The sequence below is a fragment of the Streptomyces sp. NPDC087270 genome, assembly GCF_044744625.1.
In the GTDB taxonomy this organism is placed as follows: domain Bacteria; phylum Actinomycetota; class Actinomycetes; order Streptomycetales; family Streptomycetaceae; genus Actinacidiphila.
In genome coordinates this window covers 137,708-152,742 of sequence record NZ_JBIUYR010000011.1, presented here as the reverse complement: position 1 = coordinate 152,742, position 15,035 = coordinate 137,708, and the positions used below count along the sequence as shown (strand labels likewise).

Genomic DNA, 15,035 nt, shown 5'->3' with positions numbered 1-15,035 from the left:
GAACCACCCCGCGCCCCCGGGACCGTGCCTACGGAGACGGGGGCACCGGGGGGTCAGGCGTCCACTCGGAGTTGGGAGCGCAGGGCGCGGGGGTCGGAGGTGGGGGCGTCGCAGACGAAGCGGCGGCAGACGTACGCCGCCGCGCGCCCTCCTCTGGTCGGGCGCCCCCGCAGCAGCGGGAACTCCTCCGACCCCTCCTCCCCGATCGCCACCACGGCGCCGGGCGCGGCGCCCAGCAGCGCGGTGCGGTGCAACTCGTCGGTGAGCGGGTCCCCGACCGCCCCGACGACCGCGACCTCCCGCGGCCCGTCGAGCATCGCCTCGGCCACCGCGAGCCCCCACCCGACGAAGCGGGGCGCGCGGGCGGCCAGCGCCCCGACCACACCGAGCGCCCGCTCCGCCGCGGTGCGGTGCCGCTCGGAACCGGTGTGCGCGGCATACGACAGCAAGGCGCCCGCCGCCGCGTTCCACCCGGAGGGCACCGCGTTGTCCGTCGGGTCCTGCGGGCGGCGGATCAGCGCCTCGGCGTCGTCGGCGGTGTCGTAGAGCGTGCCGTCGGGCGCGGTGAAATGCGCGAGCACCCCGTCCAGCAGCAGCCCCGCGAAGTCCAGCCAGGCGCCCTCCCCGGTCACGGAGGCGAGCGCGAGGAAGCCCTCGGCGACGTCGCCGTAGTCCTCCAGCACGCCCGCGTTGGTGCCGGGCGCGCCGTCGCGGGAGGTGCGCAGCAGCCGTCCGTCGGGGTCGAGGTGGACGCGTACCAGCAGGTCGGCGGCGTCGACCGCGGCCTGCACCAGGTCGGGCCGGTCGAAGTAGGCGCCGGTCTCGGCGAGCGCGGCGATGGCCAGCCCGTTCCAGGCGGCCACCACCTTGTCGTCCCGGCCGGGCCGGGGCCGCCGCGCCCGGGCGGTGAGCAGCCGGTCGCGTACGGAGGCCACCCGGTCGGCGTCCACCACGCCGTTGCCCTGCGGGAGTTGGAGGACCGAGGCGCCCTCCTCGAAGGTGCCCTCCGGGGTCACCCCGAAGTAGCCGGCCGCGAACTCGCCGTCGGCCGGGCCGAGTTCGTCGGCGAGCTGGGCGGGCGTCCAGAGGTAGTAGGCCCCTTCGACGCCGTGGCCGCTGCCGTCGTCGCTGTCCGCGTCCAGCGCCGAGGCGAACCCGCCCTCGGCCGTGCCGAGTTCGGTGACCATGAAGTCCGCGGTCTCCAGGGCGACCCGGCGAGCGAGGTCGGAGCCGGTGGTCCGCCACAGGTGTGCGTACACGCGGGTGAGCAGCGCGTTGTCGTAGAGCATCTTCTCGAAGTGCGGCACGACCCACGCATCGTCCACGCTGTACCGGGCGAAGCCGCCCGCGAGTTGGTCGTAGATCCCGCCGCGGGCCATCGCCTCGCAGGTGTCGCGGACCATCCGCAGGGCGCCCTCGGCGCCGGTACGGGAGTGGTGGCGCAGCAGGAACTCCAGCGCCATCGACGGCGGGAACTTCGGGGCGCCGCCGAAGCCGCCGTGCGTCTCGTCGTACGCCCGGGTCAGGCCGAGCAGCGCCGCGGCGAGTTCGCTCTCGCCCACGCCGCCGGTCGCGTTGCCGTACGCCCCGGCCCGCTCGGACAGTTCGCGTACGATCCGGCCGGCCACCTCGCCGACCTCCTCGCGGCGCTCCCGCCACGCGGCGACCACGCCCTCCAGCACCTCCCGGAACCCGGGCATGCCGCCGCGCGGGGTGGGCGGGAAGTAGGTGCCGAAGTAGAACGGCTCGCCGTCGGGGGTGAGGAAGACGGTCATCGGCCAGCCGCCCTGGCCGGTGGCGGCCTGCACGGCCTCCATGTAGACCGCGTCGACGTCGGGGCGCTCCTCCCGGTCCACCTTGACCGCGACGAAGTGCTCGTTCAGGTAGGCGGCGACCGCCTCGTCCTCGAACGACTCGTGCGCCATCACATGGCACCAGTGGCAGCTGCTGTACCCCACGCTCAGCAGCACCGGCACCCCCCGCTTGCGGGCCTCCTCGAACGCCTCCTCGCCCCAGGGCCACCAGTCCACCGGGTTGTCCGCGTGCTGAAGCAGGTACGGCGACGTCGCGTCACCAAGTCGGTTCACCCGGCCACTTTCTCACGCCGCCACGACCCTCCGCGCGCGCCGACGTGGAGGTGTCGTGACGGCCGCTCCACGACCCACCGTCACCGCGTCGCGCGTCCCTGGCCAGTACGCTGCGCACGCTGCCGTCGGACGGCGCCGGAGACCAGGAGGACCGGGAAGCGCACGATGAGTGCCGGGAGGGTCGTGCCCGCGTGGATGCACGAGCGGATCACCGCCCAGCAGTACGACTCGTGGTCGGCCGAGCAGTGCGCGGGCATTCCGTTCCACTGGCGGGTCGAGCGGGCGCCGGCGACCGTGGCGCTGGTCCACCCGTATGTGCTGCTTCCGGGCGCGCGTGCCCGGTCTTCGACGACCGCCCGGAAAAAAGTTCCGCGGGCGTGTCGATTCCGGGGTGGTCCGCTCGACGCACTGGTGGGAGCGGGAAGAAGTCCCGCGGCCGGAGGATCTCCGGACGGACCGAAGGAGCACGAGATGCGCTACATGATGCTGGTCAAGGTGGACCCCTCGAAGGCGCCCGCGGCGGGGCCGAGCGCGGAGATGATGACGGAGATGGGCAAGCTCATCGACGAGATGGCCAAGGCCGGGGTGCTGCTGGACACCGGGGGGCTGCGGCCGGCCGAGGAGGGCACCGTGCTGCACCTGTCCGGCGGGAAGCAGACCGTGCTGGACGGGCCGTTCACCGAGGCCAAGGAGATCGTCGGCGGCTACTGCATCGTGCAGGTGAAGTCGCAGGAGGAGGCCCTGGAGTGGGCGTCCCGCTTCCTGTCGGTGCACGACGACGAGTGGGAGCTGTCGTCGGAGATCCGGCAGATCGTGGAGCCGCAGTAACGCGATCCGCGCGTCGGGGGGCGCCTGCCGTGCGCGGGCGCCCCCGGCTGCTGTCATGGGTCGGTACGGCGAGCACGGCGAGCACGGCGAGCACGGCGACGACGGCGGGCACGGCAGGCGGCGGGTGTGGCGGTATGACGGTATGACGGAGGAAGAGGGACAGGGGCAAGCGGCGGTGGACGGGCAGGCCCGGTCCCGTACGGACCCGGGACGGGACGCGCATCGGGCCGTGGCCGCGGTGTGGCGGATCGAGTCGCCGCGGCTGGTGGCCGGGCTGGCCCGGCTGGTGCGGGACCTGGACACGGCGGAGGAACTCGCCCAGGACGCGCTGGTCGCCGCGCTGGAGCAATGGCCGCGCGAGGGGGTGCCGCGCAACCCGGGCGCGTGGCTGATGACCACCGCCAAGCGGCGGGCGATCGACCAGATCCGCCGGGACGAGACGTTCGCCCGCAAGCTGCGGCTGCTCGCCCGCGAGCAGGAGACCGGGCCCGGGCCGGCGGACGTCGAGGAGGCGTTCGCACGGGCGGAGGACCCGGACGCGATCGAGGACGACCTGCTGCGGCTGGTGTTCACCGCGTGCCACCCGGTGCTGTCCCAGGAGGCGCGGGTCGCGCTGACCCTGCGGCTGGTGGGCGGCCTGACCACGGACGAGATCGCCCGCGCGTACCTGGTCGCGGAGCCGACGGTGGCGCAGCGGATCGTCCGGGCCAAGCGCACCCTCGCGAAGGAGCGGGTGCCGTTCGAGGTGCCCTACGGGCCGGAGCGGGCGCAGCGCCTCGCGTCGGTCCTCGAAGTGGTCTATCTGGTCTTCAACGAGGGCTACTCGGCGACCGCCGGCGACGACTGGACGCGTCCCGCGCTGTGCGAGGACGCGCTGCGGCTGGCCCGGGTGCTGGCGGGGCTGATGCCGGCCGAGCCGGAGGTGCACGGGCTCGCCGCGCTGCTGGAGATCCAGGCGTCGCGGTCGGCCGCGCGCGGCGGCGCCGAGCCGGTCCTGCTGGCCGACCAGGACCGGCGGCGCTGGGACATGCTGCTGGTCCGCCGCGGGTTCGCCGCGCTGGCCCGGGCGAACGCCGCGGCGCGGGAGCGGGGCGTGGCGCCGGGGCCGTACGCGCTCCAGGGCGCGATCGCCGCCTGCCACGCGAGCGCGCTCGACCCGGCGGACACCGACTGGGACCGGATCGCCGGGCTGTACCGGATGCTGGCCGCCCGCACCGGCTCCCCCGTGGTCGAGTTGAACCGCGCGGTGGCGGTCGGCATGGCGCGCGGCCCGGCCGCGGGCCTCGAACTGGCCGACGCGCTCGCCGACTCGGGCGCGCTGGAGGGCTACCACCTGCTGCCGGCCGTACGGGCGGACCTGCTGCTGCGGCTGGGGCGGGCGGCCGAGGCGCGCGAGGAGTTCGCCCGGGCCGCGGAGTCGACCCGGAACAACGCCGAACGGGCCCTGCTGCTGCGGCGGTCGGCGCAGGCGGGCGCAGAGGCGGAAGCGGGCGCGAAGACCGAGGCAGGCGCGAAGGCGGAGGTGGAGCCGGCGCCGGAGCCGGGCAGGGAAGCAGGCAAGCGCGCCACCGCTGCCGCCGACAACGGAGTTCAGCCGCAAGGCAGTTGACGCCCGCGGCCCGCACCGTGCGCGCGCCCGTACCGGCTCCGCCGCAGCGCCTGCCGCCGGTCCGGCACCACGCCCGGTGGCGCCTGCGTCCGCCCGGCGCGCGCGGTGGGCTCCGGGTGCTTGTCAACGGTGCGCCGGAAACGGGGGGTTGAGGCGGGCCCGGTACGGGAACCTCCTACTACCCGTGGAGTGTGTTCACCACGGGGCCGGTAGGCAACGGGAGGGCATGTGGCGGAGTCGCGGATCGCGTTGCGGGCGGCGGACCGGGCCGAGGTGGAGCGGCTGCTGCGCCGAACGGTGGCCGAGCGGGGCGCCGGCGCCGGGAGCCCCGCGGGCGACACGCGGGCGCTGCTGGCGCGCGGCCGGAAGCAGTTGGACGACCTTGCGGGTGCCGCTCCCGAGGAGTACACCGCCTACCGCAAGGCGCTGCGCGAGGGCCGGGCAGCCTCCAACGTCTCGGCGATGGCGCCCGGTTCGGTGCCAGGACTCGCCGCGATCGTGGCCGCGGTGGTCGCCTTCGGCCTCGACCTCGGGCACGGGCTGTCGGCCGGCGCCGCCGTGATCACCGGCCTCGCCACCGGCGCCGCGACCTTCTGCGTGGCGGCGCTGCGCACCCTCCGGGCGCACCAGGCGCTGCCCGCCGGCGCCGCGCAGGCCAGGTCGGCGTGGCTGGCGGCGGTGGAGCAGCGCGGGATAAGGCCGTTCGTGCTGGACGCCCGGCCGGCCGCACCGGGCTCCGCATCCGGCTCCGCACAGAGCTCCGCGCAGGGCTCCACGCAGGGCTCCGCATCCGGCGCGGGCGCCCCATCGATCGCCAGGCAGCGCACCGCCGCGCCCGAGCCGCCGCGCGCGACCGCGCCGCCGCCCACCCGCGGGCCCGCGCCCGCACCCGCTTCCCCGGCCCCGCCCGCACCGGTGCCGCCGCCCGTACCGGAGCGGGCCGCGGCCACCAAGGCGCGGCGCGGCGGGGACCGCAGCGCCGCCGCCCGGGCCCGGGCGGTCCTGGAGCAGTCGTTCGGCCAACTTCCGGAGACCGAGGGGCCGTTCGCCGGCCGGCGCGGCCACCTCGCCCAGATCGCGCAGTGGGTGCACCAGGCCCGCGCGTCAACTGCCGTACGCCCCACGGTCGTGGTCCTGCACGGCCCGGCCGGCGGTGGCCGCAGCGCCCTCGCAGTGCGCGCGGCAAGGGAGTTGAAGGACCAGTTCAAGGGCGCGTGCGTGGTGGACCTGCGCGGCGCGGGCGCCGCGCCGCTGCCGGTCAGGGACGCGCTGCTGCACCTGCTCAACCGGCTCGGCGCGCCCCGCGACCAGCTCCTCTTCCGGGAGCGGCCGGAGCGGCAGGACCAGGGCCAGCACATGCGCCGCCTCGCCGAGCAGTACCAGCAGCACCTGACCGGCGTGCCGGTGGTGATCGTGCTGGACGACGCGGCCGACGCCGAGCAGATCCGGCAGCTGGTGCCGGAGCGCTCCGAGAGCCTGGTGCTGGTCACCTCCGCCGAGCCGTTCGACCCGGATCTGCCGGGCGCGGTCGTGCATCACCTGCCGGTCGGCCCGTTGAACCTCGACGACACCTTCGAACTGCTCGGCGAGATCGCCGACGCGGCCGGTACCGACACCGCGCCGCCCGAACAGGCCGAGCGGCTGCGCGAGTTGACCGCGGGCCTGCCGATCGCGCTGCGGATCGCGGCCTCCGGGCTCGCCGAGCACGGCGGCGCGGCCGGACTGGCCGACGACATCGAGGTGTTCGGGCCGCGCGACCCGGTCGACCGGGTGCTCGCGCTGCGCTACCACGACCAGCCCGAGCCGGGCCGCCGCCTGCTGCGCCGCCTCGCGCTCGCCGGCCGGGCCAGTTTCGGGGCGGCCGCGGCCGCGGCGCTGCTGGCCACCGACGAGCAGGAGGCCGGCCGCCGGCTGGCCGAACTGGCCGCCGCCGGGCTGCTGGAGAACGTCCGCGGCAGCCGCTACCGGCCGCACGACCTGGTCCGGGCCTTCGCCGCGGAGCGGCTGCTCGACGAGGAGGACCCGGTCGAGCGGGCCGCCGCCCACGAACGGCTGATCCGCTCCTACGCCGACCTGGCCGACACCGTGATCCGGCTGGTCGAGGGGAAGACCTCGACCCGGGCCGGCCGGTTCGGGCCGCACGGCTTCGCCTCCCTCGAACTCGCGCTGCGCTGGCTGGACGAGGAGTCCTCGTTCATCACCGCCGCGCTGCGCGACACCGCGGGCGTGGACCAGTCCGCCGTGCAGGCGCTGCTGGGCGCGCTGTGCGACTACTGCCTGCTGCGCGGCGACCTGTACCGGCTGGGCGAGATCAGCGAGATGGCCCAGGCGCAGCAGGCCGCGGGGCTGCGCTCGGGCACCGAGGACGACCGTTCGGTGCTGGTGCGGTCGGTGCAGTGGCGGACCGGCATCGCGGCCCGGCAGCTCGGCGAGCTGGACCGTTCGAAGTCCACCCTCAGCGCGGTGGTGGACCTGTACTTCGAGGCCGAGCACCCGGCCGGCGCCGCCCGCGCGCTGGACAGCCTCGGCATCACCCTGCACCACCAGGGCAACCTGCGGGAGGCCGAACTGCGGCTGCGCGAGGCCGTCGACATCCAGGCGGCGCCCGGGCTGGAGGAGGACCGGGCCTGGACGCTGCACGCGCTCGCCGCGGTACTGCGGGACATGGGCCAGGTCGGGCAGGCGCTCGGACTGCTCCAGGAGTCGCTGGCGCTGCACCGGGAGAACGAGAGCGTGCAGGGCGAGGCCTGGGCGCACCTCCAACTCGGCCAGGTCTACCTGCGGTTGGGCCGGCTGGCGGAGGGCGAGGAGGAACTGCGCGCGGCCGGGCGGTCGTACGCCCTGGCCCGTGACCCGCGCGGCACCGCGTGGACGCTCACCCAGCAGGCCCGTGCGCGGCTGATGCGGGGCGAGGCGCGGGAGGCCGCCCGCGACCTGGACGAGGCGGTGCAGCGGCACCGGACCAGTGAGGACGCCCGCGGCGAGGCGTGGACGCTGTACTACCTCGGGCACGCGCTGGAGGAGAGCGGCGACACCGACGCGGCGCTGCGCACCCTGGAGCGGTCGCGCAGCATGTTCTCCCGGATGCGGGACGTCTACGGGCTGGCGTGCGCCCGGCACCACTCCGCGCGGGTGACCCGGGACCAGCGGGCGGCCCGCACCGGGAACCTGCGCAACAGCGGGTTCGCCCGGCAGCTGCTCCAGGACGCCCGGCAGGACTTCCGGCGGATCGGGGTGGAGCACGGCGAGGCGTGGTCGTGCGTGGAGCTGGCGGTGATCGACGCGGGGAACGGGCGGCTGCTGGAGGCGCTGACGCTGCTGGACGAGGCGGCGGAGCTCTTCGCCTCGCTCGGGGACCGGCGCGGCCATGACTGGGCGGTCTTCCTGCGGGCCACGGTGCTGCCGCTGCTGCCGCCGGACCCGGCCGGGCCCGACGGCACCACCCGGGCCCGTGAGGAGCTCCAGGCGCTGCTGGCCGAGTCCTTCCCCGAGCGCGACCCCGATCTCACGGAGTACGCCGAGGCGCACCTGCTGCTGCTCGCCCGCGGTTCCATCGTCCCCGGGTCGCCCTGGGACGCGTGGAGGCTGGGCATGACCCCGACGAGGTCTGCCCGGATGGTGATGGCGGTCCCGACGTAGCGGCGGGCCGCCGCGCGGTTACTCCCGCGCCGCCGGGATCTTCGGCTTCGTGTCGGGAGCCGGCTGCTCCTCGAAGTCGATCTTCTTCATCTGCTTGTTCATGTTCTTCATCAGCGCCCACAGGCCCACCGCGATCACGGCGAAGACCACGAACCCGAGCAGCCCTGGGGTCACCTTGTTCTTGTCGAGCTCCTGGGCGAGCGGGACAAGGTGGTGGAGGGCGTGGTAGTCAGTCACGCCCTCCATTGTTGCTCAGGCCCGCGAGGCCCCGGAGGTCAGGCCCCGCGAACGCCCGCGAACAGGTCGTCCTCGGGCAGGGAGACGTCCACCCGGGAGCGGGCGAGTTCGTAGTCCTCGGTGGGCCAGACCTCGCGCTGGACGTCCATCGGGACCCGGAACCAGCCGCCGTCGGGGTCGATCTGGGTGGCGTGGGCGAGCAGCGCCTTGTCACGGATCTCGAAGAAGTCGCCGCACGGCACGTGGGTGGTCAGGTTGCGCTCGGGCCGGTCGGACTCCTCGAACCGCTTGATCCAGTCCTCGTACGGGGACTCCAGGCCGCGGGCGAGCAGCGCCTCGTGCAGGGCGAGCGTGCGGGCCTTGTTGAAGCCCTGGTTGTAGTAGAGCTTCGAGGGGGTCCAGGGCTCGCCCGCCTCGGGGTAGCGCTCGGGGTCCCCCGCCGCCTCGAACGCCACCACCGAGATCTTGTGGGTCATGATGTGGTCGGGGTGCGGGTAGCCGCCGTTCTCGTCGTAGGTGGTGATCACCTGCGGCCGGAACTCGCGGATGAGCTTCACCAGCACGCCGGCCGCGGTGTCCACGTCCTCCAGGCCGAAGCAGCCCTCGGGCAGCGGCGGCAGCGGGTCGCCCTCGGGCAGCCCCGAGTCCACGTAGCCGAGCCACGCCTGCTTCACGCCGAGGATCTGCCGGGCCTCGTCCATCTCCTTGGCCCGGACCTCGTGGATGTGCTCCTCGATATAGGCGTCGCCCTGTAGCTTGGGGTTGAGCACGGAGCCGCGCTCGCCGCCGGTGCACGTCGCCACCAGCACGTCGACCCCCTCTGACACGTACTTGGCCATGGTGGCCGCACCCTTGCTCGACTCGTCGTCGGGGTGGGCGTGCACGGCCATCAGTCGAAGCTGATCGGTCAAGGCTGGCTTCCTTAGGTCTCCGGTCTTCACAACAGTGTCGAACCCCCTCCGAAGTCACCCGGGGGAACCTCCCTATAGTGACGGGAGACGGGGGCGAATAATTCCGCGGTTCCCCGACGGAGGGACGATCATGACGGCCGTGCAGCCTGGCCCGGCACCCGCGCTGCCCGAAGGGCGTTACGGCGGCGGCCCGGACGCGGACGCCCGCAAGGACCGCGCCCTGCGCAGGGCCGCGGTCGTGCTGGGCGCGCTCCTGGCGGTCGGCATCGGCTACTTCGCCTGGCACTCGCTGACCGGGAACAAGATCAGCGCGCAGGTCGTCTCCTTCAAGGCGGTGACCGACCACTCCCTGCAGATCCACCTCGAAGTCCACAAGGGCGCCGGCACCGTCGCGATCTGCACGGTCCGCTCCCAGGACACCGACCACAACGAGGTCGGGCGCAAGGACGTACGGATCACCCAGCACGCCAAGGACGTCGACACGATCGTGACGCTCCGCACCACGGCGCTGGGCACCACCGGCGAACTCGTGGGCTGCCAGACCGCGAAGAACAGCTGACGAGCAGCCGGAGGACGGCCGAAGGGCAGGCCCCGGGCCGGCCGCCCGGCCCCGCTCCCGTCAGTGGCTGAGCACGTTCGCGCCCACGATGAACAGGCCGATCAGCACGTCCACGCCGCCGACCCGGCAGGACGGCCCCCAGCCCTGACCCGCCGCGCGGGCCGCCCACAGCCCCCATCCGAAGAGCGTCGCGGTGTTGACGATCAGGACGACGCTGGTGCCGCCGCTCTCGCTCCACCACCCGGCGGACGCGCCCAGGAGCACGAACAGCGTCGGCATCACGGCGGCGACCAGCGGCCACTCGTCCCGCATCGACCGGAGCGTCTCGACGGTGGCCTTCTTGCCGCCGCCGGCCGACCAGTGGGAGATGGTGTGCGCGTAACCGTGGGCCGCGGCCGCCGTGACCGCGGCCAGCAGAATCCACAGCGCGTCGTAGCCGGGGTTGGGCTGGCCGGTGTCGTGGTCGAGGGCGGACGCGAGGGAACTGGCGAGCACCGTCCCGTACACGCCGCCGAACAGCAGGCGCTGCCGCGGCACGCCCAGGGTCGTGTAAGCCGTGTCCCGGCTCGGGCTGTCCGGCACGCTGCCACCCTTCGCGCAGTACGGTCGCTCCGCACGATGTAACCGCATGTGGGGCATATCTCCCCGCACCCGGCCGGGGGCGCCGCCGCATGTCGGCCGCGCGCCGAGCGGCACGCGCCAGAAGGGCTCCACGAGGCCCGGAAACGCGTTCGAGGCGCGTGCGGGACGCGCCCGGGGCCCCGCCCGGTGCCCGCCCGGGACCCGCCCGCCGGCCGCCGAGTGGCCGCGGACCGGCAGGACGAGGCCGCCTCGCCGGTCAGGAATTGTTAGGCTCGTGGTTTCGTCCCTGCACCGGCTGGCAATGCACTTGTTCACCGGAAAGGGACACGCATACGCACACCGCATGACAGTACCGACGAGGAGCACCTGTGACCCAGACCAGCGACAACGTCACCTGGCTCACCCAGGCGGCGTACGACCAGCTCAAGGCCGAGCTGGAGCATCTGTCTGGTCCGGCCCGCGCCGAGATCGTCGCCAAGATCGAGGAAGCCCGTCAGGAAGGCGATCTCAAGGAGAACGCCGGCTACCACGCGGCGCGTGAGGACCAGGGCAAGCTGGAGCTGCGCATCCGGCAGCTCAACCAGATCCTGGAGACCGCGAAGGTCGGCGAGGCGCCGGCCGACGACGGTGTGGTGGCGCCCGGCATGGTGGTGACCATCGCGTTCGACGGCGACCCGGACGACACGCTGACCTTCCTGCTCGGCTCGCGCGAGGGGGTCGGCAGCGACCTCGACACGTACTCGCCGCAGTCGCCGCTCGGCCGGGGTGTGGCCGGCAAGCGCAAGGGCGAGGACGCCACGTACGAGCTGCCGAACGGCAAGACGGCGGCGGTGAAGGTCCTCGACGTGAAGCCGTACCAGGGCTGAGCCCTCCGCGCGGCGCCGCCCTCGCGGCACGCATGACGCAGCCCCGGCCGTCGGGTGACGGCCGGGGCTGCGTACGTGTACGGCGTACGTCCGGGGCGCGGGCGTACCGGCGCGTACGGCCTGCGTACGGGCTGTGTACGGCCTCGTACGGGACCGGCTAGGAGGCCGCGGAGCGGTACTTGCGCACCGCGAGGGTGCGGAAGATCGCCACGATGACCACCGACCAGGCCAGCGAGGCCCACACCGGGTGCTCCATCGGCCAGGCCGAGGACTTGACCACGCCCGGGTTGCCGAAGAGCGTGCGGCTCGCCTGGACGGTGGCGCTGAACGGGTTCCACTCGGCGATGTGCCGCAGCCACGGCGTCATGTTCTCCGGGGAGACGAACGCGTTGGACACGAAGGTGACCGGGAAGAGCCAGACCAGGCCGCCGGAGGTGGCCGCCTCGGGGGTGCGCACCGACAGGCCGATCAGCGCGCCGATCCAGGAGAAGGCGTAGCCGAGCAGCAGCAGGAGCGCGAACGCGCCGAACATCTTCGGCACGCCGTTGTGGATGCGCCAGCCGACCAGCAGTCCGACGCAGGCGAGGACGACCACGGTCAGCGCCGTCTGCACCAGGTCGGCGAGGGTACGGCCGGTGAGCACCGCGCCGCGCGACATCGGCAGCGAGCGGAACCGGTCGATCAGGCCCTTGTGCATGTCGTCGGCGATGCCCGCGCCGGCGCCCGCGGTGGCGAAGGTGACGGTCTGCGCGAAGATGCCCGCCATCAGGAAGTTGCGGTAGTCGGAGGCGTTGGACGACCCGCCGACGGCGACCGAGCCGCCGAAGACGTAGCTGAACAGCACCACGAACATGATCGGCTGGAACAGGCCGAAGATCACGACCTCGGGGATGCGCATCATCCGCAGCAGGTTGCGCTTGGCGACGACCAGGGAGTCGTGCAGGGAGCCCAGCACGCCGCCGCGCGGGGTCGGCGCGAGGGTGGCGTGCGGGGTCTCGGGGGTGCCGGTGACGGCGCTCATTTCGTGCTCTCCTTCGCCGAAGCGGCCTGCTGGTCGTCACCGGAGCCGGAGTCGGAGCCGGCGCGTTCGGCGGCCTCCGCGGCCTGCGCCTCGGACTCCTCGGCGGTGTGCCCGGTGAGGGAGAGGAACACGTCGTCGAGGGTGGGGCGGCGCAGCCCGATGTCGTCGATCTCGATGCTCTCGGCGTCGAGGTCGCGGATCACCTCGGCCAGCAGCTTGGCGCCGCCGGCGACCGGCACGGTGACCTTGCGGGTGTGCTGCTCGACGGTGACGGCGTCCCGGCCGCCCTTGCCGTGCCGGACCAGCACGGCCACGGTGTCCTCGATCCGGCCCTGGTCGTGGGCGACGACCTCGATCCGCTCGCCGCCGGTCTGCGCCTTGAGCTGGTCGGAGGTGCCGCGGGCGATCACCAGGCCGTGGTCGATGACGCAGATGTCGTGCGCGAGGTGGTCGGCCTCCTCCAGGTACTGCGTGGTGAGCAGCAAGGTGGTGCCGCCGGCCACCAGTTCCTGGATGACCTCCCACAACTGCTGCCGGTTGCGCGGGTCGAGCCCGGTGGTGGGTTCGTCCATGAACATCACCGGCGGGCTGACCACGAGGGCGGCGGCCAGGTCGAGCCGGCGGCGCATACCGCCGGAGTAGGTCTTGGAGACGCGGTTGGCGGCGTCGGCGAGGTTGAACCGCTCCAGCAGTTCGTCGGCGCGCGCCTTGGCCCGCTTCGCGTCGAGCTGGTAGAGCTGCGCGACCATCTGCAGGTTCTCGCGGCCGGTGAGGTACTCGTCGACGGCCGCGAACTGGCCGGACAGCCCGATGTGCCGGCGGACCTCGTTGGGGTGCTTGAGCACGTCGATGCCCGCGACGACGGCCTTGCCGCTGTCGGGGCGGAGCAGTGTGGTCAGGACCCGGACGGCGGTGGTCTTCCCCGCGCCGTTGGGCCCGAGCAGGCCGAGGACGGTGCCTTCCGGCACGTCGAGATCCACTCCCCCCAGTGCTCTGACGTCTCCGAAGGTCTTGACCAGACCTTCGGCGTAGATGGCGCCCGCCATGTCTTTCGCTCCCGTCGGTGATCTGTGTGTGCGCGTACGCGGGACGCGTACCGGGGCGGCAGCCGCGTGCCCGCGGCCGGGCCCGCTGCCTCGTGCCCGTTCGACCGGTGCGCCGACCGGAACTCATCGGTCGACGGGCGTCTTCGCGATAGTCCGCGAGCATGCCAGACGCGATATATCGCGTCAACCGGTTTTTCCGGGGCCCGGTTTTCCCGGGCCCGGTCTTCCCGGGCCGCGCCGCCCGCTCAGCCGATCACCCGGTAGCCGGCGTCCTCCAGGACCGTCGCGACCACCGCGCGGTGCTCGGGCCCCTTCGTCTCCAGGTGCACCTCGACCTCCGCCTCGGTGAGGCCGAGCCGCGGGTCGGTGCGCATGTGGCTGATGTCGAGCACATTGGCATCCGCCTCTGACAATGTGCTCAACAGCCCGGCCAGCGCGCCCGGTCGGTCGGTGAGCCGCAGCCGCAGCGACAGGTAGCGGCCGGCCGCCGACATGCCGTGCCGCAGGATGCGCTGCATCAGCAACGGGTCCACGTTCCCGCCCGACAGCACCGCCACCACCGGGCCCTCGAAGGACCGCGGCGCCGCCAGCAGCGCCGCCACCGAACTGGCCCCGGCCGGCTCCACCACCAGCTTCGCCCGTTCAAGACACAGCAGCAGCGCCGACGACAGGTCGTCCTCGGAGACCGTCACCACGTCGTCGACCAGCTCCTTGACCAGCGCGAACGGCACGTCGCCCGGCCGGCCGACCATGATGCCGTCCGCCATGGTCGCCACCGAGCCCAGCGCTATCGGCCGCCCCGCCGCGAGCGAGGGCGGATACGCCGCCGCGCCCGCCGCCTGCACCCCGACGACCCGCACATCCGGCCGCAGCGCCTTGATCGCCACCGCCATCCCCGCCACCAGCCCGCCACCGCCGACGCCGACCACCACGGTCCGCACCTCGGGGCACTGCTCCAGCACCTCCAGGCCCACCGTGCCCTGCCCGGCGATGATGTCCGGGTGGTCGAAGGGGTGGATGAACACCGCGCCGGTCCGCTCCGCGTACGCGATCGCCGCGCGCAGCGTCTCGTCGACGACCGTGCCGTGCAGCCGGACCTCGGCGCCGTAGTCGCGGGTCGCGGCCACCTTGGGCAGCGGGGCGCCCATGGGCATGAACACCGTCGAGCGCACGCCGAGCAGCGACGCGGCGAGCGCGACGCCCTGCGCGTGGTTGCCGGCGCTCGCGGCCACCACGCCGGCCGCGCGCTCCTCCGGGCGCAGCCCGGCGATCCGCACGTACGCGCCGCGGATCTTGAACGACCCGGTGCGCTGGAGGTTCTCGCACTTGAGATGCACCGGCGCCCCGACCAGCGACGACAAGTGGCGGGAGGTCTCCATCGCGGTGATCCGGGCGACCCCGGAGAGCATCTTGTGGGCTCCGCGCACGTCATCCAGGGTGATCGACCGGAGCCGATTGTTGTCCATGCGCCCAGTCTCGCAGTCCGACCTCGCGATCCCGGCCAACCCTTTGCCCGGGAAGTCGACAGAAGCTCCCCGCGGTGACCGTGGCCGCGTACTCTTCTCCCAACTTCCCGCCGTACCCGCGCCGTACCTCCCGCTCATCCCCCGCTCATCCCACCTTCGACCGGAACCCTCACCGGTACTCCAC

Annotated in this window: 12 protein-coding genes; 5 read left to right on the top strand and 7 right to left on the bottom strand. The window is 73.8% G+C overall.

The window, feature by feature from the left end:
- Positions 1–53 precede the first annotated feature (53 nt).
- On the bottom strand, positions 54–2,087 hold the full coding sequence (locus ACIPAE_RS22830; protein ID WP_402447490.1) for a thioredoxin domain-containing protein: 2,034 nt from the start codon (positions 2,085–2,087) through the stop codon (positions 54–56).
- Positions 2,088–2,558: 471 nt separating this feature from the next.
- Here ACIPAE_RS22830 and ACIPAE_RS22825 point away from each other — a divergent pair, with 471 nt between their 5' ends.
- The 3 genes from ACIPAE_RS22825 (at position 2,559) to ACIPAE_RS22815 (ending at position 8,163) form a co-directional block, all read left to right on the top strand.
- Positions 2,559–2,915 carry a YciI family protein gene (locus ACIPAE_RS22825; protein WP_329365429.1) on the top strand — a complete coding sequence of 119 codons (357 nt, stop codon included), beginning with the start codon at positions 2,559–2,561 and terminating at the stop codon, positions 2,913–2,915.
- Positions 2,916–3,057: 142 nt separating this feature from the next.
- Positions 3,058–4,524: an RNA polymerase sigma factor gene (locus tag ACIPAE_RS22820; RefSeq protein ID WP_402447649.1), complete on the top strand. Its 1,467-nt coding sequence runs from the start codon at positions 3,058–3,060 to the stop codon at positions 4,522–4,524.
- A 462-nt stretch (positions 4,525–4,986) separates the two neighbouring features.
- Positions 4,987–8,163: a tetratricopeptide repeat protein gene (locus ACIPAE_RS22815; RefSeq protein WP_402447647.1), complete on the top strand. Its 3,177-nt coding sequence runs from the start codon at positions 4,987–4,989 to the stop codon at positions 8,161–8,163.
- An 18-nt stretch (positions 8,164–8,181) separates the two neighbouring features.
- Here the strand turns inward: ACIPAE_RS22815 and ACIPAE_RS22810 are convergent, their stop codons facing one another.
- Both ACIPAE_RS22810 and mca read right to left on the bottom strand, forming a co-directional pair.
- On the bottom strand, positions 8,182–8,409 hold the full coding sequence (locus ACIPAE_RS22810) for a hypothetical protein (RefSeq protein ID WP_329365431.1): 228 nt from the start codon (positions 8,407–8,409) through the stop codon (positions 8,182–8,184).
- A gap of 29 nt (positions 8,410–8,438) precedes the next feature.
- A complete protein-coding gene (gene mca, locus ACIPAE_RS22805; RefSeq protein WP_402447488.1) occupies positions 8,439–9,311 on the bottom strand; it encodes a mycothiol conjugate amidase Mca in 873 nt (290 codons plus the stop codon).
- 130 nt (positions 9,312–9,441) lie between these two features.
- Here mca and ACIPAE_RS22800 point away from each other — a divergent pair, with 130 nt between their 5' ends.
- The gene (locus tag ACIPAE_RS22800) at positions 9,442–9,870 is read left to right on the top strand and encodes a DUF4307 domain-containing protein (RefSeq protein ID WP_366411089.1); all 429 of its coding nucleotides are present in this window, start codon (positions 9,442–9,444) and stop codon (positions 9,868–9,870) included.
- A gap of 60 nt (positions 9,871–9,930) precedes the next feature.
- Here ACIPAE_RS22800 and ACIPAE_RS22795 read toward each other — a convergent pair whose 3' ends face one another.
- The gene (locus tag ACIPAE_RS22795) at positions 9,931–10,452 is read right to left on the bottom strand and encodes a hypothetical protein (RefSeq protein ID WP_329365436.1); all 522 of its coding nucleotides are present in this window, start codon (positions 10,450–10,452) and stop codon (positions 9,931–9,933) included.
- Positions 10,453–10,820: 368 nt separating this feature from the next.
- Between ACIPAE_RS22795 and greA the strand changes: the two genes are divergently transcribed.
- Positions 10,821–11,318, top strand: a complete 498-nt coding sequence (gene greA, locus ACIPAE_RS22790; RefSeq protein ID WP_328468522.1) for a transcription elongation factor GreA — start codon at positions 10,821–10,823, stop codon at positions 11,316–11,318.
- Between the two features lie 157 nt (positions 11,319–11,475).
- Here greA and ACIPAE_RS22785 read toward each other — a convergent pair whose 3' ends face one another.
- From ACIPAE_RS22785 to ilvA, 3 genes are all read right to left on the bottom strand, one after another.
- Positions 11,476–12,339, bottom strand: coding sequence for an ABC transporter permease (locus ACIPAE_RS22785; RefSeq protein ID WP_328468520.1), 864 nt, complete (start codon positions 12,337–12,339; stop codon positions 11,476–11,478).
- Positions 12,336–13,385, bottom strand: coding sequence for an ATP-binding cassette domain-containing protein (locus ACIPAE_RS22780; protein ID WP_402447485.1), 1,050 nt, complete (start codon positions 13,383–13,385; stop codon positions 12,336–12,338). Before ACIPAE_RS22780 ends, ACIPAE_RS22785 begins: the two co-directional genes overlap by 4 nt.
- 245 nt (positions 13,386–13,630) lie before the next feature.
- Positions 13,631–14,851: a threonine ammonia-lyase gene (gene ilvA, locus ACIPAE_RS22775; RefSeq protein WP_366411087.1), complete on the bottom strand. Its 1,221-nt coding sequence runs from the start codon at positions 14,849–14,851 to the stop codon at positions 13,631–13,633.
- Between the last annotated feature and the right edge of the window lie 184 nt (positions 14,852–15,035).